This window comes from Candidatus Dormiibacterota bacterium (assembly GCA_036495095.1).
Taxonomy (GTDB): domain Bacteria; phylum Chloroflexota; class Dormibacteria; order Aeolococcales; family Aeolococcaceae; genus CF-96.
This window is the reverse complement of the sequence record DASXNK010000080.1, coordinates 15474-32458: the sequence shown is the minus strand read 5'-3', so window position 1 is coordinate 32458 and position 16985 is coordinate 15474. Positions and strand designations below refer to the sequence as shown.

Here is a 16985-nt window from a genome sequence, read left to right as displayed (position 1 = left end):
GAGGCGCTGAGCGACGCGCTGCGCTTCGAGGTCGCCGGCTTCGGCGTCGGCGTGGTGCTGATCGAGCCGGGCCTGATCCGGACCAGCTTCGGCACCACCGCGGTCGGCAGCCTGGCGACGCTGCCCGAGGGCGACGGGCCCTACGCCCGCTTCTCCGACGCGGTGGCCGCGACCACCGCCGGCGCCTATGCGGGGATGATGGGCCGGGTGCTCGGCGCCGGCCCCGGGGCGGTGGCGCGGGTGATCGAGCGTGCCCTGACCGCGGCGCGGCCGCGACCGCGCTACGTGGTGACGGTGGGGGCACGGGTGATGATCGGGCTCCACGCCGTGCTCCCCGACCGCGCCTTCGACGCGGTCCTCGCCCGGCAGTTCCCCCGCCCGGGGACCTAGCCCATGTCCGGCCAGGGCGACTGCTCGCCCTGCTCGCCCTCGTCGCCCTCGCCGCGCTGGCGGTAGCGCTCGGCGACCATCTTCAGGGCGACGTTCTTCGGCAGGCCCAGCTTGATGAGCTGCTTGACCTCGTCGGCCATCACCTTGTCGCGGGCGGTCTCGACCGCGGTGAGGACGTCGTCGATGGACACGGTGGTGCGCTTCGCCATGTGAACCCAGGGTACCAACTCTGAGGGAATCACGGGCCCGGGCACGCCCGCCGGTCGGTACGGCACGGCGCGGCATACTTGGAGGCGATGGCCTACCTTCCCCTGGACGACGCCGACCGCCGCGCCATGCTGGAGGTCGTCGGTGCCGGCTCGGCGGACGACCTCTTCAGCTCTGTCCCCGCGGCGCTGCGCAACCCGCCGCTCGAGCTGCCGCCGCCCCTCGGCGAGCAGGAGCTGGTCGAGGAGCTGAGCCGCCTGGCGGCGCGCAACCAGCCGCTGGGCGGGGTCGACGCCTTCCTCGGCGCCGGCGTGTACCGCCGCTTCATCCCCGCGATCGTGCGCGCCACGGTGGGCCGGCCGGAGTTCTACACCGCCTACACCCCCTACCAGGCGGAGGCCTCGCAGGGCACCCTCCAGACCATCTTCGAGTTCCAGTCGATGATCTGCGCGCTCACCGGGCTCGACGTCGCCAACGCCTCGATGTACGACGGCGCCACCGCCGCCGCCGAGGCGCTGCTGATGGCGGTGGCGCACACCGGGCGCACCCGGGTGGCGGTCTCCGCGGGGCTCCATCCCGAGGTGCTCCGGGTGATCGACACCTACGCCCGGGCCCGTCGCGTCACCGTCGACCGCATCGAGCTCGACGCCGGCCTCACCGACCCCGCCGCGCTCGCCGCCCGGATCGGCGCCGAGCACGCCGCGCTGCTGGTCGCCCAGCCCACCTTCCTCGGCACCCTGGAGAGCCTCGGCGAGCTCGCCGATGCCGCCCACGGCGCCGGGGCGCTCGCCATCGCCCACGTCGACCCGATCGCCTGCGCCGCGCTGCTGCCCCCGGGCGAGGCGGGGTTCGACATCGCCGTCGGCGACGGTCAGCCGCTGGGCATCCCGCCCTCCTTCGGCGGTCCCCACGTCGGCTTCATGGCGGCGCGGCAGGCGCTGGTGCGCAGGCTCCCCGGCCGGCTGGTGGGGATGAGCAGCGACCGCTCCGGGCGGCGCGCCTTCACGCTCACGCTGCAGACCCGCGAGCAGCACATCCGCCGCGAGCAGGCCACCTCCAACATCTGCACCAACCACGCGCTGATGGCGCTCGCCGCCACCGTCTACATGGCCCACATGGGCGCCGGCGGCATGCGCGCCGTCGCCGAGGTCAGCGCCCGCCGCGCCCACCACCTCGCCGCCGGCCTCGGCCGCCTCGAGGGGGTCGAGCTCGCGTTCCCGGCCGCGCCGTACCTCTGGGAGTTCGCGGTGCGGGTGCCGGGGGACGCCGCGTCGCTGGCGGCGCGGATGCGCGAGCGCGGCATCGTCGCCGGCCTCCCCCTCGGCCAGGTCGACGGCCGCCTCCGCGATCAGCTGCTGGTGTGCTGTACCGAGACCACATCGCCGGCCTCGATCGACCGCTACCTCGCCGCCGCCCGCGAGCTGGTGCCCACCCTGCAGCGGGAGAAGGTCGCATGAGCTCCGGCAACGGGCACGCCCGTCCCGCCGGCGGCTCGCCGCCGGAGGCCGCCTGGGCGGGTGCCGACCCGGTCGTCTTCGAGCTCGGCGGTGACCTCGACGCCTCCCCCCGGGTGCCCGCCGCCGGCGTGCCGGTGCCGCCGCTCGACCAGCTGCTGCCGTCGCGGCTGCTCCGCCGCGCCCCCGCCGCGATCCCCGCGGTGGCCGAGCCGGTGCTCGCCCGTCACCTCGGCCGCCTCGCCCGGCGCAACCACAACCTCCACCAGGGGATGTACCCGCTGGGCTCCTGCACCATGAAGTACAACCCGATCGTCGACGAGCACCTGGCCGGGCTCGACGGCTTCGCCGACCTCCACCCCTACCAGGACGCCGCCGACGTCCAGGGCACGCTCGAGCTGATGTGGGAGCTGGAGCGGCTGCTCGCGGCGATCACCGGGATGGCGCGGATGTCGCTGCAGCCCGCCGCCGGCGCCCACGGCGAGTGGACCGGCCTGCGGATGATCCAGGCCCACCACGCCGCCCGCGGCGACTCCGGGCGCACCCGGGTGCTCGTCCCCGACAGCGCCCACGGCACCAATCCCGCCTCGGCGGGGATGAGCGGGCTCGAGGTGGTGACGCTGCGCAGCACCGCCCAGGGCACCGTCGACGTCGCCGACCTCCGCCGCCACCTCGACGGCACCACCGCCGCGGTGATGATGACCAACCCCAACACCCTCGGGGTCTTCGAGACCGAGATCCTCGAGATCGCCGAGGCCGCCCACGAGGCGGGTGCGCTCCTCTACTACGACGGCGCCAATCTCAACGCCCTGGTGGGCATCGCCCGGCCCGGCGACATGGGGTTCGACGTGGTCCACCTCAACCTCCACAAGACCTTCTCGACCCCCCACGGCGGCGGCGGCCCCGGGGCCGGCCCGGTGGGGGTCGCGCCGGCGCTGGTCGACCTCCTGCCCTCACCCACGGTCGAGAGGGACGGTGACCGCTTCCTCCTCGACGACGACCGCCCCCACAGCATCGGCAAGGTGCGCGCCTTCCACGGCAACGTGGGCATGCTCGTCCGCGCCTACGCCTACATCCGCGCCTACGGCGACACCCTCCCCCAGGTGGCCCGGGACGCGGTGCTCAACGCCCGCTACCTGCAGGCCCGGCTGCGCGGCCTCTTCGCGATGGCCGTCGACGCCCCCACCATGCACGAGTTCGTGGCCACGACCCGCGGCGGCCGCGTCCCCGGCCTGAGGGCGATGGACGTGGCCAAGCGGATGATCGACTTCGGCGTCTACCCGCCGACCGTGTACTTCCCCACCACGGTGCCCGAGGCGATGATGTTCGAGCCCACCGAGACCGAGTCGCGGCGCAGCCTCGACGGGCTCGCCGACATCCTCGCGACCATCGTCGACGAGGCCGAGGCCGACCTCGCGTTCGTCCAGGCGGCGCCGCACAACGCCCCGGTCGAGCGCGTCGACGAGGTGCAGGCGGCGCGGCGGCCGGTGCTGCGCTGGTCCCCGGACACGAGCAGCACGTGACCGGCGAGGCGCTCCGGGCCGAGCTCCAGGCGCTGCTCCACCGCCGGTCCTTCCGCTACGGCGACTTCCTGCTCAGCAGCGGCCGCCGCAGCGACTTCTACTTCGACGGCAAGCAGGTGACCCTGGAGGGCCGGGGGCTCTACCTCGCCTCCCGCCTCATCCTCGACCGCTGCCGCGAGCTCGAGGTGAGCGCGGTGGGCGGCCTCACCCTGGGCGCCGACCCGATCGCCGCCGGGGTGGTGGCGCTGAGCGGCACCGACCCGATCCCGCTGCGCGCCTTCATCGTCCGCAAGGAGACCAAGCAGCACGGCACCGGCCGGGCGATCGAGGGCCCCTCGCTCGGCCCCCACGACCGCTGCCTGCTGGTCGACGACGTGGTCACCACCGGCGCCGGCTTCCTCACCGCCCTGGAGCAGGTGCGCGGCACCGGCGCCGAGGTGGTCGAGGCGCTCGCCCTCGTCGACCGCGAGGAGGGTGGCGAGGCCGCGCTCAGCGCCGCCGGCCTGCCCCTCCACGCCCTCTTCCGGCGCAGCGAGTTCCCCGCCCCCGCCGGCGCCTGAGGGGCGTCCCCCCGCGCCCTCTCAGTGGAACAGGATGCCGCCCCCGCCCGGGGTGGGGGTGCTGCCGGGGGTCGGCGACGGGCTCGGGCTCGGAGTCGGCGACGATCCCGGGCTCGGCGACGCGGTGGTCCCGAACGGGCTGTCCGAGGACGACGGCGAGGCGCCGCCGCCGGGCGACGGGGAGGCGCCCGGTGACGGGCTCGTCGCCGGGGCGGCGGCATGGTGGCCGATCACCCCGGTCTGGACGAGGATGCCGACGGTGCCGCCGACGGCGGTGATCAGGGCAGCCACCCCGGCGATCATCGAGGCGGTGTTCTGACCGCGCTGGGATCGGCGCCGGGGGCGGTCGGGAGGTGGGGTCGGGGCGCGCGGCGACGGCGGCAGAGAGCTCATGGACATCTCCCGAGAGGGTCACGAGGTACCCGACCCACGCTATCAGCCCCGGGCGAATCCCTGCAACCGCACTATCAATTGATCGAACAGTAAGTTGGTGGGCGGAGCTAGTACGGGGCGCCGGCGACGCGCTCGGCCAGGCCGGTGGGGGAGGGCAGGGTGGCCGGCCCCGGCGCCCGGCGGAGGCCGAGCGGGGCCAGCACCTTGGCGGCGACGGTGGCCAGGCTGTCTCCGCCCTCGATCCGCACCCGGCTCAGGCTGAGCTGCTGGCGGGGCTCCTCGGAGGCGGCGAAGGCGGTGGTGACGGCGTCGTGAAAGCCGGCCGCCGCCACCATCGCCTGGACCGTGCGCGAGGTGTCGCCGTAGGGGTAGGCGAAGTCGTTCACCGGCTGCCCGGAGAGCTGCTCCAGCTGCTGGCGGGAGACCTCGATCTCCACCCGGGCGAGGGATGCGGGGATGTGGGCGAGCTGGACGTGGTGGACGGTGTGGGCTCCGATGGTCATCCCCGCGGCGGCGGCGGCGACCACGTCGGCCGCGGTCATGTAGCCGGGACGGCCGAGGAAGCCGCTGACCACGAACACGGTGGCCCGGAACCCGTGGGACCGGAGCACCGGGACCGCCGCGGTGGTGAAGTCCCGGTACCCGTCGTCGAAGGTCAGCACCACCGCCCGCGGCGGCAGCGGCCGGCCGCCGCCGAGCGCGGCGACCACGTCGTCGAGGGTCACCGTGGTCACCCCCGCGTGGTGGAGCAGCGCCATCTGGGCGGCGAAGTCCCGGGGGGTCACCGAGAGGCTGCCGCCGAGGCGGTCGTGCGGCAGCGGGTTCACCCGGATGTAGTGATACATGAGGATGGGCACGACCAGGCGCGGCCCGGAGCGGCGGCGGACGTCGACGGCGTCGTGGGGCAGGGCGGAGAGCAGGCGGTCCTCGTTGCCGGGGAGCAGGAGGTCGGCGAGCGGGATGCCGGCGCCGTCGGCGGTGTCCTCGATGCTCACCGCCGGGACGGCCGAGCCGGAGGGAGGGTCGGTGACCGGGGCGGCGGCGGCGGTCTCGGGCAGCGGCCGGCCGGCGTCGACGAGTGCCCCGGGCACGGTGGCGACCAGCGCGCAGGCGAGCGCGACGGCGGTGAGGGCGAGGCGGCGGCCGGGGAGCGTCGGGCGCGGCCGCACCCGCGAGGGGGGCATGTCGCGGATCGTATGTTCGCCCCCGTCGAGGATCGGACACCGCCCATCAACGGTCCGTTGACAGGCTCACCGCGGCGGTGTCGCGGCGCCCGCCCCCCACCGGTCGGGGTTGGCGTTGAGCGGGATACCTGTGATAGGGTGCCGCCGACGCGGCCGGTTAGCCCTCTCATCCGCCGCTCGCCGATCTCTCGTGCCCGGGTTGTGAGGACCGGAGTCCGGGGGCGGCGATCCCACCCGAGACAGTGGTGGATGTCGCAGGGCTCCACCTCCGTCGCGTCCGCTGAGTGCGCGTGCACCGAGAAGGGGGGACAGAAGCTTTGGGAGGTTTGTATTTGCGGTTGCCACAACGAACGCGGGGCGTGATGGCGGGACTCTTCGTCCTCCTCCTCGCCCCGATCTTCGCCATCCTCGCCCGGAGCCACCTGGCCGCGGCGACCGTATCCCAGCAGGTGGCCTTCGTGGCCCCCGCCAGCGTCACGGGCCTCGAGCGCTCGATCAAGCCGCTCCTCGTACGCGACCCCCAGGTGGGTCTTCCCGATCCGACAGCGACGGCTCTTCCCATCCTGAGCCCGCCCCACAGGGCGCCGAGGCCCGCTCGCCCGGCGACCACTCCCGCGGCCGCTCTGGGCCTCCCGGTCGGACCCGTGCTCGCACCCGATTCGGTCGAGGGCATCATCCGTGCCGCCGCGGCGCGCCACGGAGTGTCCCCGGACTGGATGGTGAAGATCGCACGGTGCGAATCCGGCCTCCGTCCCCACGCCTTCAATCCGGTGGGGCCCTACTACGGGATCTTCCAGTTCCTCATGTCGACCTTCCGCGCCCATGGCGGGACCGACGTCTGGGACCCCTCCCAGCAGGCGGAGATCACCGCGACCATGCTGTCCCACGGCGGCGCCCGCGCATGGGGCTGCGCCTGACGGACTGACCCGCTGACCGGACCGGGCCGCGCCCGGGGCCGGAGATGTCGCAGACTCCGCGCGTGAGCGCGGATACCTCGAGCGCCGTCGACCACCTGCGCGAGACGCTGGTGTCCCGCCGGCCCGTCTACGACGGCCGCCTGCTCCACGTCTACGAGGACGAGGTGCGGCTGCCCGACGGGCACCAGGCGCGGCGCGAGATCGTGCATCACCGCGGGGCGGTCGCCATCGTGGCGACCGTCTCCGCGGGCGGCATCCTCCTCGTCCGCCAGTGGCGGCACGCCTGCGAGGGGGCGCTCTGGGAGATCCCCGCCGGCACCCGGGAGGAGGGCGAGGACCCGGCGATCACCGCCCGGCGCGAGCTGCAGGAGGAGACCGGCTACACCGCCGCCCGCTGGCGGGCGCTCGGCGAGGCCTGCGTCTCCCCCGGGTACTCCCGCGAGATCCTCTGGTTCTTCCGTGCCGAGGGGCTTGCCGAGGGCACCGCGGCGACCGACCCCGACGAGCTCCTCGACGTCCGCATCTTCCAGCCCGGCGAGGTGGCCGAGCTGGTGCGCACCGGCCAGACCGACTGCAAGACCCTCGGCGGCCTCGCCCTCGCCGGCCTGCTGCCTCCGCTGGAGGAGGGAATGTGACCGCCGCCGGCGACGCCGACAGCCTGGTCCAGCGGGCGATCGACAGCGTCCTCGAGCAGATCCCCGACCTCGGTGACCCGGTGAGCCCGGAGAACTCCGCCAAGTACCAGCCCTGGGCGGAGAACGTCGCGCCCGCCTCGAAGAACAAGCGGCCGCTCGAGGAGCTCCTCGCCGAGTACGCCGCCCGGATCGCCGCCAACCCGGACGCGGTGGCGGGCACGCCCTCGGCGAAGCACCCGGTGATGGCCTTCTTCGACCGCTTCGGAGGGCCCCGCGGCAGGACGACCACCGGCCGCCGCCGCGGCCGCGGCGGGCGGGGTGGCGGCCAGGAGGCGCCGGCGGCATCGGCCTCTCAGCAGCAGCAGCCGCCGCCGCAGCAGCAGCGCCGGCAGAGGCGGCCCCCGGAGGCCGCGGCCGCCGCGGCCGCGCCGCCTCCGGCCGAGGGGGCGGCCACCGGAGCCCGCCGCCGCCGCCGCCGTCCCTCGGGCCGGCGCGGCCGCGGTGGCGGCGGTGGCGGCGGCGGCGGCGGCGGCGGGGAGGCGAGCTCACCCGGGGCTGCGCCACCGGGCGATGGTGGCGGCCCCGGTAAGCTACTCGGGTGCTCGAGCTCCTCCACCGCGTCGCTCGCGGCGAGCTGAGCCCCGAGGAGGCGGCCGGGCTGCTCCGCGGCGAGGGGGTCGAACGCCTCGGCGAGATCGCCGTCCTCGACCTCGGGCGGCGGATGCGCACCGGCATCCCCGAGGTGGTGCTCGCCGGCCCCAAGCATCCCGACGAGGTCGCGGAGATCACCGCCGCCCTGCTCGAGCGCACCGGCTCGGCGTGCGTGAGCCGGATGCGTCCCCGCCACCGCCGGGCCGTCGAGGCGGTGGCGGTGGCCCGGGGCGCCCGCCTCGAGGCCCACGGCCGCCGCTGCTGCCGGCTGGTGGCCCCGGACGCGGTGGAGCCGGCCCGGCGGGGCCTGGTCGGGCTGGTCGCCGCCGGCACCTCCGACATCGAGCCGCTCGCCGAGGCGCGGATGGTCTGCGAGGCGGCGGGCTGCGCCACCACCACCGCGGTCGACGTCGGCGTGGCCGGCCTGGAGCGGCTCTTCGCCCCCCTCGGCGCCATGCTCGGCGCCGGCGCCGACGCGCTGGTGGTGGCGGCGGGGATGGACGGGGCCCTGGCATCGGTGGTCGCCGGCCTCGCCGGGCTGCCGGTGATCGGGCTGCCCGTCTCCACCGGCTACGGCGCCGGCGGGCGGGGCCGGGCGGCGCTGCTCTCCATGCTCCAGGGCTGCGCCCCCGGGCTGGTGGTGGTCAACGTCGACAACGGGGTGGGCGCCGGGGCGGCTGCCGCCCTGATCGCCCGGCGCCGCTCCGACGATCCCTGGGTGGGATGAGGCTCGACGGCCCGCCCCCGGCCGCGGTGCTCTTCGACTACGGCCTCACCCTGGTCACCTACCGGCGCCCCGAGGCCGCCCTCGAGCGCGCCCACGAGCGGATCTCCCGCCTGCTCGCCGCCCGGCTCCGGGTCGCCGTCCCCGAGGGCGCGCGGCTGCTCACCGCCGTCCACGACGTCGTCGAGGCCGCGGTCGAGGCCCACGAGCGGGGCGGCGGCCTCGAGGAGATCGACCTCGAGCCGGTCACCGCCGCCGCCTACCGCGCCCTCGGCCTCGAGCTCACCGCGGCGCTGCTCGACGACGTCCGCCGCCTCGAGCAGGATGCCTGGGTGGAGGGGATCAGCGTCGCCCCCGACACCGTCCCCACCCTGCGCGAGCTGCGCCGCCGGGGGCTGCGGCTGGGGCTGGTCTCGAACGCCCCGTACCGGGCGGCGAGCATGCACCAGCAGCTCGCCCGGCTCGGCCTGCTGCCGCTGCTCGACGCCGCCGTGTTCTCCAGCGGGGTGGGCTGGCGCAAGCCCTCGCCGGTGATCTTCGAGCGCGCCCTCGCCGAGCTCGACGCCCGCCCCGAGGAGACGCTGATGGTCGGCGACCGCGGCCGCGAGGACGTCGACGGCGCCCACGCGGTGGGGATGCGCGCCGCCCTGCTCCGCGAGCACCGTGCCGACCCCGGCGGCGAGACCGCGCCCGACGCGGTCCTCGACCGGCTCGCCGGGGTGATCGCGCTGGTGGAGGGGCACCGCAAGACCTGAGGGTTTTCCCTGTTGACGTCTATGAGACGGTCCCGACGCCTTCTTAGGCGATGGCTATACTCGGGATCCGGTTCAGACCCGCTGCGGGCGCGGTCGGGGGAAAGGGAGGGCTCGTGGACTTCCGCGATTACCTGAAGGAGAGGTGCCGCGAGCGTGGCATCTCCCTCCATCGCCTGGCGCTGCTCTGCGATCTGAACCAGATCTACTTCTACCAGGCGATCAACAAGAACAAGGAGAACCCGCCGCCCTGGGTGCTCCGCCGCGCCGCGCCCCACCTCGGTGTCGGCTACACCGAGCTGCTGATCGCCGCCGGCTACCTCCGGGAAGCGGACATCGAGGAGTGGCTCGCCTCGCGGCGCCCCGCCGCCCCCGCGGCCGAGGCCGGGACCTCCTCGGTGTGAGCGCGGTCGCCTCGTCCTCGCACCAGGCCGGCTGGCCCGACCACGACGCCGAGCCCGGCGACCCCGACGCCGCGCTGGTGAGCGCCTTCCGCGCCGGCGACGTCTTCGCCTTCGAGTCGATCTACCGCGACCACCACCGCTACGTCGAGATGCTGGCGCGGCGGATCATCATCGACCCGCACCGCGCCGAGGACATCGCCCAGGAGGCCTTCCTGCGGCTGGCCCGCCAGCTGCTCTCCCACCAGGGTGAGATCCGGGTGCGTGCCTGGCTGCACCGCACCACCACCAACCTCGCCATCGACGAGCACCGCCGGCTGCGCACCATGCAGCACTATCAGGAGCAGGCCTCCCCCGCGGAGGAGCTGCACCGGGCGCTCGAGGGCTACCACGAGGGCCACCCGGAGCGCGCCGCCGAGCGCCGCGAGATCCGGCTGCTCATCGTGCGGGTCATCGAGCACCTGCCCGAGCGCTACCGCCGCATCCTCGCGCTGCGCGAGCTCGAGGGCATGGACTACCCGCACATCGCCGAGCGCATGAACCTCTCGGTCTCCGCGGTCGAGTCGCTGCTCTTCCGGGCCCGGCGCCGCTTCACCGAGGTCTACGACGAGTTCTCCGAGGAGCCGCTGCGGATTCCCCGGCGCCGCCGGCGGCGGGAGCTTCCGCCCGCGGTCTGACCCAGGCTCCTGACGTGTGGCCCCGCGCCGTCATCCACCTCGACCTCGACGCCTTCTACGCATCGGTCGAGCAGCTGCGCCGGCCGGAGCTGCGCGGCCGCCCGGTGATCGTCGGCGGCGGCGGCCCCGACCACCGTCGCGGCGTGGTGAGCGCCGCCTCCTACGAGGTGCGCGCCTTCGGGGTGCGGTCGGCGATGCCGCTGGTCACCGCGCTGCGGCTGTGCCCCACCGCGGTGGTGCTGCCCGTCGACTTCCCCGCCTACCGTGCCGCCTCCGCCCAGGTCTTCGGCATCGCCCGCGGCTACACCCCGCAGGTCGAGCCCCTCTCCCTCGACGAGGCGTACCTCGACGTCACCGGCTCGCAGCGGCGCTTCGGCCCGCCGCCGGCGATCGCGGTGGAGATCCGCGACCGCATCCTCGGCGAGTGCGGGCTCCACGCCTCCTTCGGCGTGGCCACCTCGAAGACCGTCGCCAAGATCGCGTCCGAGGTGCGCAAGCCGCGGGGGATGGTGGTGGTCGCCCCCGGCGAGGAGGCCGGGTTCCTGGCACCGCTGCCGCTGCGCGCCCTCCCCGGCCTCGGCCCCGCCGCCGAGACCGGGCTCGGCGGGCTCGGGGTATCGACCCTCGGCCAGCTCGCCGCCCTCCCCGAGGACGCGGTGCGCCGCCGCCTCGGCGAGGCGGCGTCGCGCTCGCTGCAGCGCCGCGCCCGGGGGATCGACGACGCCCCGGTGACGGTGCCGGGACGGCCGAAGAGCGTCTCCCGCGAGGAGACCTTCGTCGAGGACGTGGGCGACCGCCGCCTCCTCGAGGACCGGATCCGGCAGCTCTCCGCCGACGTCGGCCGCCGCCTCCGCGGCGGCGGCTGGACCGCGGCGACGGTGAGCCTCAAGCTCCGCGACTCGCGGTTCGTCACCAGCAGCCGGCAGCGCACCCTGGCGGCGCCGGTCGACGCCGACCGCCTGATCGCGGCCGCCGCCCTCGAGCTCTTCACCACCGCCTGGGGCGGCGAGCCGCTGCGGCTGCTCGGGGTCGGCACCAGCTCGCTCGCCGACGCCGGCCAGCTCGACCTGCTCGACGCCGAGGTGGCGCGCGAGTCGAGGCTCGACCGCGTCCTCGACGACCTCCACCGCCGCTTCGGCGACGGCGCCCCCCGTCGCGGCGCCTCCGCCCCGGGTCTGCGCGACCTCGATTGGCGGGGCGACGACCTCCGTTAGTCGGTGGGTTGGGCGGCCGCGTCGTTGCCGGCGGCGCGGGTGCGGTTCCCGCTGACGATCCGCTGGATCAGGGCGGCGACGCCGATCAGCGCCACCCCGGCGCCGATCAGCACCAGGGGCAGCCCGAGCGGGCCGGAGAACCAGCGCACCCCGACGTCGACCACCAGGCCGAAGAGGCCAAGGCCGCCGGCCACCGCCAGGGCGTTGCTGTTCAGGGCCGGCGAGGCCACCAGCGCCGCCGCGCTGATCGCCCCGGCGAGCCCGGTGAGCGGGGCGACCAGCGGCCCGTCCGCGAAGAGCGGGATGATCGCCGGGAGCAGGGTCCCCAAGAAGCGGAGCACCTCGCCGGCGAGGTCGCCGCGCAGCCGGTGGGTGAACGAGGCCGCACCCAGCGCGGCACCGGGGATGCAGGCGACCAGGGCCACGGCGGTGCCGTCGGCGTGCCGCGAGGCGAGCTCGGTGAAGGTGGCGCCGAAGGTGGCGCCGGCGAGCACCAGCGCGAGCAGCCCGCTGCGCGTCCACCAGGTGGCGGCGAGGGCGAGCAGGGCGACCGCGGCGAGGGCGAGGGCGGCGTTGCCGTTGTGGTCGACCTCGTCGTATGCGGGCGCGTAGGGACCGTACCCGGGATGGTGATGGAGGACGGTGAACCAGCCGCCGGCGGTGGCGGCGTCGCCGATCGCGAGACCGACCCCGAGGATCGACACCATCACGCATCCCGCCGCCGCCCGGCTGCCCGCCGCGCCGCCGCGCCGGAGCGTGACGGCGGCGACCAGCGCGGCGGCCGTCGCCAGCACGTAGACGGCGAGCCGCCCGGGGAGGCCGAGGTCGTCGCGGTGGAGGCTGACGAAGAGGGCGCCGCCGGCGAGCGCGAGGGCCACGCCGGCGTAGGCGATCACCTCCTGGAGGCTGACCCGGGAGCGGTCCTGCCGGTCGCCGGCCCGGGCGAGCCGCGCCTCGTGGCCGCGGATCGCTGCGGCCGTCGCATCGTCGAGCAGCCCGGCGGCGCGCCAGCGCCGCAGCTGCTCGTCGAGTGAGCTCACGCCCGGCGCCGGTCACCCTCGGCGTCGTCGTCGAGGTCGTCGATGTCGTCGAGATCGTCGAGGAACGGCAGCAGGCTGGCGTCGTTCTGCGCCCGGGCCTCGGCGAGCAGGTCGCCGATCACCGTCACCCGCTCCAGCGGCCAGCCGAGCACCGCGGCGAGCTCGAGCGAGGTGGCGTCCCGGCCCAGCTGCTTGCGCATCCCCACCTCGGCGAGGTCGAGCAGGCGGCTGTCCTCGACCATGCCCTCGACGGTCCTGCGCTCGGTCAGCTCGCGCTCGACCGCGGCGTCGACGAAGAGGTCGACCACCCGGCGCACGTAGGCGCGGAGGCCGGCGGCCTCACCGCTGCGCGCCGCGTACTCGCCGACCGCGGTGACCACCGCGATCGACCCCTCCTGGTAGAGGTCGCCGACGTCGACGCCGGACTCGGCGCGGGCGAGGGCGGCGTCGAGGGCGATGCCGAGGTGATGCTCCACCAGCGCTGTCCTGGCGTCGCCCGCGCCCTCGCGCCGCACCTCGCCGAGCAGGTCCGCCACCTCCTCGAGCGGCAGCGGCGGCCGGGTGCGCACCTGGGCGGCGAGGCTGTCGAGGGCGGTGTCGACGCCCGGGTCCCTCATCCCGGCACCCGTCCGGCCTTGCGGCCGAAGCGCGCGGCGAACTGCTCGACGGCACGGGCGACCTCCCGCCGCGCCGCCCCGGCGCTGGCGCGCTCCACCGCTCCGGAGAGCGGACCTCCGCCCACCGAGTAGGCGGCGACCAGCTCCAGGGTCGAGCCCCCGGCGGTCGGCGTCACCGTGATCGTGATGGTGAGGTCCATCCCCTCCTCGAGCACGTACTGCGCGCGGCGCGGAGGCTCGATGTCGCGGGCGACGAGCACGCCGCTGAGGTGGCGGCCGATCAGACCCACCTCGACGGCGTAGCGCGAGCCCACCCCGGGCGCCGAGCCCGCGATGCGGCGCATACCGCGGACGGCGGGGAGCCAGTCGGCGTGCTCGAGATCGGTCGCCGCCGCGAACACCTCGTCCGGCGGCACCGGCATGGTGGCGGTGGCACGGGCTTCGATCACGGAGGTCACGGTACCACCGCGGTGCGCAGCGATCACCCCGGCGCTCAGAGGATGATCGTGGCGAACTCGCCGACGGTCTCGAACCCGAGCCGGGTGTAGACGCGCAGCGCCGCCACGTTGAAGTGGTTGACGTAGAGCGAGCAGGTGGGCACCTCGTCGTGGAGCGCCGCGCAGACCGCGGCGAGGCCGGCGGTGGCGATGCCGCGGCCGCGCGCCGACGGCGCCGTGTACACGCCCTGCACCTGCACCACCTCGGCGGTCCAGGCGCTCAGCTCCGCCTTGAAGAGCACCGTGCCCTCCTCGATCCACACCCAGCTCCAGCCCCGGTCGATGAGCACCGCCATCCGGGCTCGCCAGCCGGCGGGGTCGATGGCGAGGGGGTCGATGCCCATCTCCTCGCGGTGCATCGCCGCCGCTGCCACCACCAGCAGGTCGAGGTCGGTGAGCTCGGCGCGGCGCACCGCGGGGCTGGGCCGGCCCCGCAGCCGGCCGCGGTACACCGCCATCAGCGGCTGGGGGTCGCGCACCTCGCGCGGCTCCGGCGCCAGCCGCCGGGCGCGGTGGAGGGCGTGGACCTGCTCGCGGCGTCCCACCATCATCCGTGGCGGCGAGTGGCGGTCGAGCACCCCGGCGAGCAGCTCGGCGTCCTCCTGGCCGGGGACGCACGGGATCACCAGGGCGCCGGCGAGGAGCGCGGCGGTGATCAGCCCGCGGTGCTCCACCCCCCACCAGCCGCTGCCGGTCAGCGCTCCCAGGCGGAGCTCGCTGCGCAGGAACGCGTTGCCGACCGGGTCGGCGTCGAGGAGGTCGAGAACGGGTCCCGAGTCACGGGTGGAGAGACGCCGGACGGCGCGAGCCACTGTCGCCATGAGGGTGCTCCGATCGTATGCGCCGGACCACCTCCGGCGCACCTCCGGCGCCGCCCCCGTGGCGATCTGCGAGGATGACCGCGCCATGCTCATCCTCATGCGGGCGCAGGCCACCCGCCCCGAGATCGACGCGGTGCTCGCCCACGTTCGCCAGCACGGCTACCAGCCGATCGAGCTGCCCGGCGCCGAGCGGCTGGCGATCGGGGTGCTGGGTGCCAACCCGATCGGGGTGCGCGACCACGTCGTCGGCCTGCCCGGGGTGGTCGACGCCATTCCGGTGAGCAAGCCGTACAAGCAGGTGGGCCGGGAGTGGCAGCCGGAGCGCACCGTGGTCGACGTCGCCGGGGTGCGCTTCGGCGGCACCGAGTTCTCGGTGATCGCCGGCCCCTGCGCGGTCGAGGACCAGGCCCAGCTGACCTCCACGGCGCGGGCGGTGCGCGCCGCCGGCGCGGTGATGCTCCGCGGCGGCGCCTACAAGCCCCGCACCAACCCGTACTCGTTCCGCGGGCTCGGCGCCGCCGGGCTCGAGCTGCTGGTCCGGGCGCGCGAGGAGACCGGGCTGCCGGTGGTCACCGAGGTGCTCACCCCCGCCGACGTCGAGCTCGTCGCCGCCAGCGCCGACATGCTCCAGGTGGGCACCCGCAACGCCCAGAACTTCTCCCTCCTCGAGGCGGTCGGGCAGGCGGGCAGGCCGGTGATGCTGAAGCGCGGCCTCAGCAACACCGTCGAGGAGTGGCTGCTCAGCGCCGAGTACGTGGTCAGCCACGGCAACCGGGACGTGGTCCTCTGCGAGCGCGGGGTGCGCACCTTCGAGACCGCGACCCGCAACACCCTCGACCTCAGCGCGGTGCCGCTGGTGCGCTCGCTCTCCCATCTCCCCATCATCGTCGACCCCTCCCACGCCACCGGGCACCGCCACCTGGTCGCCCCCATGGCCCTCGCCGCGCTCGCCAGCGGGGCCGACGGGCTCATGGTCGAGGTGCATCCGAACCCCGACGAGGCGCTCAGCGACGGTCCCCAGTCGCTCACCTTCGCGCAGTTCGGCGAGCTGATGGACGAGCTGCGCCGGGTCGCCGAGGCGCTGCGCCGCCCGCTCAGCTCGCCGAGTGCGGAGTCGTCAGCTCCCGGGTGACGATGCGGTCCAGCTCCACGCCGATCACCCCGCTGAGCCGTGCCATCAGCGGCGCCACGGGAACCCCGGCGCCCGCCTGAGACCGGCTCGCCCCGGTGGCGATCCGGTCGAGCACGAGCAGCGCCCCCGGGGTGTCGAGGTCGTCGTCGAGCCGGGCGAAGAACTCGCGCTCGGCGGCGGCGGCCTCGTCGGGGTCGATGGTCAGCCCGAGCCGCTCGCCCTCGCCGAACGCCCCGGACCAGGAGTGGTGGCGGCGCTGCGCGGCCTCGAGGTCGTCCTCGGTGTAGGACCAGGAGGTGCGGTAGTGGTGGGCCGCGAGCACCAGCCTTGCCGCCCCCGGATGCGCCCTGGCGACGAGGTCGCGGACGAACACCAGGTTGCCGAGTGACTTGCTCATCTTCACGCCGTCGAGCTGCACCATCGCGACGTGCACCCAGTGCCGGGCGAGGGGCTGCTCCTGGAGCGCCTCGGTCTGGGCGATCTCCGACTCGTGGTGGGGATAGACGAGGTCGTCACCGCCGCCGTGGATGTCGACGGTCTCGCCCAGCTCGCGGGTGGCGAGCACCGAGCACTCGATGTGCCAGCCGGGACGGCCGTCGCCCCAGGGGCTGGGCCAGTGCGGCTCGTCGGGCAGCGAGGGCTGCCACAGGATGAAGTCGAGCGGGTCGCGCTTGCGGGGGTCGTCGGGATCGGCGCCACGCTCGCGGCTGAGCGCGATCATCTGCTCGCGGTCGAGGCCGCTGAGGCTTCCGTAGCGGTCGAACCTTGCGGTGTCGAAGTACACCCGGCCGTCCCGCGGGTAGGCGAAGCCGGCGGCCTCCAGCCGGCCGATCCAGTCGACCATCTCGGGGACGTGCGCCGAGGCGTACGGCACCGTCACCGGCAGGATGTCGATGCTCGCCATCTCCATGTCGAAGCGCGACACCTGGAAGGCGACCAGCGCCCGGGCGTCGACGCCGCGCTCGCGGGCGACCCGGAAGATGTCGTCGTCGATGTCGGTGACGTTGCGGACGCTCCGCACCTCCCGGCCCGCCGCCTGCAGCCGCCGGGTGATCACGTCGAAGACGTGGTAGGTGAAGGCGTGGCCGAGGTGGGCGGCGTCGTAGGGCGTGATGCCGCAGACGTAGAGGCTCACGGGGTCGCCGGCGGGCTCGAGGGGCCGCACCGTGCGTGCCGCCGTGTCGTACAGCTGCATC

The 16985-nt window shown here is 75.2% G+C and carries 21 protein-coding genes; 14 read left to right on the top strand and 7 right to left on the bottom strand.

What is annotated here, in order from left to right; translation table 11 throughout:
• Positions 1–390 (top strand): short-chain dehydrogenase/reductase (locus VGL20_08295; protein HEY2703674.1); only part of this gene is annotated, 390 nt, incomplete at its 5' end.
• Here VGL20_08295 and VGL20_08290 read toward each other — a convergent pair.
• Positions 387–599, bottom strand: coding sequence for a hypothetical protein (locus VGL20_08290; protein HEY2703673.1), 213 nt, complete (start codon positions 597–599; stop codon positions 387–389). The two genes, VGL20_08295 and VGL20_08290, sit on opposite strands and share 4 nt — an antisense overlap.
• 87 nt (positions 600–686) lie before the next feature.
• Between VGL20_08290 and gcvPA the strand changes: the two genes are divergently transcribed.
• From gcvPA to VGL20_08270, 4 genes are read left to right on the top strand one after another with little or no spacing between them, the layout of a single operon-like run.
• Positions 687–2054: an aminomethyl-transferring glycine dehydrogenase subunit GcvPA gene (gene gcvPA / locus VGL20_08285; protein ID HEY2703672.1), complete on the top strand. Its 1368-nt coding sequence runs from the start codon at positions 687–689 to the stop codon at positions 2052–2054.
• Positions 2051–3574: an aminomethyl-transferring glycine dehydrogenase subunit GcvPB gene (gene gcvPB / locus VGL20_08280; protein HEY2703671.1), complete on the top strand. Its 1524-nt coding sequence runs from the start codon at positions 2051–2053 to the stop codon at positions 3572–3574. Before gcvPA ends, gcvPB begins: the two co-directional genes overlap by 4 nt.
• A complete protein-coding gene (gene pyrE, locus VGL20_08275; protein HEY2703670.1) occupies positions 3571–4134 on the top strand; it encodes an orotate phosphoribosyltransferase in 564 nt (187 codons plus the stop codon). The genes gcvPB and pyrE overlap by 4 nt, the downstream gene beginning before the upstream one ends.
• Before the next feature lie 34 nt (positions 4135–4168).
• A complete protein-coding gene (locus tag VGL20_08270) occupies positions 4169–4453 on the top strand; it encodes a hypothetical protein (GenBank protein HEY2703669.1) in 285 nt (94 codons plus the stop codon).
• Between the two features lie 181 nt (positions 4454–4634).
• Here VGL20_08270 and VGL20_08265 read toward each other — a convergent pair whose 3' ends face one another.
• Positions 4635–5711, bottom strand: a complete 1077-nt coding sequence (locus VGL20_08265; GenBank protein HEY2703668.1) for a polysaccharide deacetylase family protein — start codon at positions 5709–5711, stop codon at positions 4635–4637.
• A gap of 362 nt (positions 5712–6073) precedes the next feature.
• Between VGL20_08265 and VGL20_08260 the strand changes: the two genes are divergently transcribed.
• The 8 genes from VGL20_08260 to dinB all read left to right on the top strand — a co-directional run bounded on the left by VGL20_08260 (position 6074) and on the right by dinB (position 11682).
• The gene (locus VGL20_08260) at positions 6074–6628 is read left to right on the top strand and encodes a transglycosylase family protein (protein ID HEY2703667.1); all 555 of its coding nucleotides are present in this window, start codon (positions 6074–6076) and stop codon (positions 6626–6628) included.
• A 62-nt stretch (positions 6629–6690) separates the two neighbouring features.
• The gene (locus VGL20_08255; protein ID HEY2703666.1) at positions 6691–7263 is read left to right on the top strand and encodes an NUDIX hydrolase; all 573 of its coding nucleotides are present in this window, start codon (positions 6691–6693) and stop codon (positions 7261–7263) included.
• Positions 7260–7901, top strand: a complete 642-nt coding sequence (locus VGL20_08250; protein ID HEY2703665.1) for a hypothetical protein — start codon at positions 7260–7262, stop codon at positions 7899–7901. Before VGL20_08255 ends, VGL20_08250 begins: the two co-directional genes overlap by 4 nt.
• On the top strand, positions 7862–8641 hold the full coding sequence (gene larB, locus VGL20_08245) for a nickel pincer cofactor biosynthesis protein LarB (protein HEY2703664.1): 780 nt from the start codon (positions 7862–7864) through the stop codon (positions 8639–8641). Before VGL20_08250 ends, larB begins: the two co-directional genes overlap by 40 nt.
• Complete coding sequence (locus tag VGL20_08240; GenBank protein HEY2703663.1) at positions 8638–9393, top strand: HAD family hydrolase; 756 nt, start codon at positions 8638–8640, stop codon at positions 9391–9393. Before larB ends, VGL20_08240 begins: the two co-directional genes overlap by 4 nt.
• Before the next feature lie 113 nt (positions 9394–9506).
• A complete protein-coding gene (locus tag VGL20_08235) occupies positions 9507–9794 on the top strand; it encodes a hypothetical protein (protein HEY2703662.1) in 288 nt (95 codons plus the stop codon).
• On the top strand, positions 9791–10468 hold the full coding sequence (locus VGL20_08230) for an RNA polymerase sigma factor (protein ID HEY2703661.1): 678 nt from the start codon (positions 9791–9793) through the stop codon (positions 10466–10468). Before VGL20_08235 ends, VGL20_08230 begins: the two co-directional genes overlap by 4 nt.
• A 14-nt stretch (positions 10469–10482) precedes the next feature.
• Positions 10483–11682 carry a DNA polymerase IV gene (dinB, locus tag VGL20_08225; protein ID HEY2703660.1) on the top strand — a complete coding sequence of 400 codons (1200 nt, stop codon included), beginning with the start codon at positions 10483–10485 and terminating at the stop codon, positions 11680–11682.
• Here the strand turns inward: dinB and VGL20_08220 are convergent.
• Genes VGL20_08220 through VGL20_08205 form a run of 4 tightly spaced genes read right to left on the bottom strand, consistent with a single transcriptional unit; the run spans position 11679 to position 14657 of the window.
• Positions 11679–12722, bottom strand: a complete 1044-nt coding sequence (locus tag VGL20_08220; GenBank protein ID HEY2703659.1) for a hypothetical protein — start codon at positions 12720–12722, stop codon at positions 11679–11681. The genes dinB and VGL20_08220 overlap by 4 nt on opposite strands.
• Positions 12719–13339 (bottom strand): hypothetical protein, encoded by a 621-nt coding sequence (locus VGL20_08215; protein ID HEY2703658.1) that lies wholly within the window; start codon positions 13337–13339, stop codon positions 12719–12721. Before VGL20_08215 ends, VGL20_08220 begins: the two co-directional genes overlap by 4 nt.
• Positions 13336–13788 carry an SRPBCC family protein gene (locus tag VGL20_08210; protein ID HEY2703657.1) on the bottom strand — a complete coding sequence of 151 codons (453 nt, stop codon included), beginning with the start codon at positions 13786–13788 and terminating at the stop codon, positions 13336–13338. Before VGL20_08210 ends, VGL20_08215 begins: the two co-directional genes overlap by 4 nt.
• A gap of 44 nt (positions 13789–13832) precedes the next feature.
• On the bottom strand, positions 13833–14657 hold the full coding sequence (locus tag VGL20_08205) for a GNAT family N-acetyltransferase (protein HEY2703656.1): 825 nt from the start codon (positions 14655–14657) through the stop codon (positions 13833–13835).
• A gap of 85 nt (positions 14658–14742) precedes the next feature.
• On the opposite strand from VGL20_08205, the gene aroF reads away from it, so the two are divergent.
• Positions 14743–15789 carry a 3-deoxy-7-phosphoheptulonate synthase gene (gene aroF, locus VGL20_08200; GenBank protein ID HEY2703655.1) on the top strand — a complete coding sequence of 349 codons (1047 nt, stop codon included), beginning with the start codon at positions 14743–14745 and terminating at the stop codon, positions 15787–15789.
• Here aroF and cysS read toward each other — a convergent pair.
• Positions 15752–16984, bottom strand: coding sequence for a cysteine--tRNA ligase (cysS, locus tag VGL20_08195; protein ID HEY2703654.1), 1233 nt, complete (start codon positions 16982–16984; stop codon positions 15752–15754). The genes aroF and cysS overlap by 38 nt on opposite strands.
• Between the last annotated feature and the right edge of the window lies 1 nt (position 16985).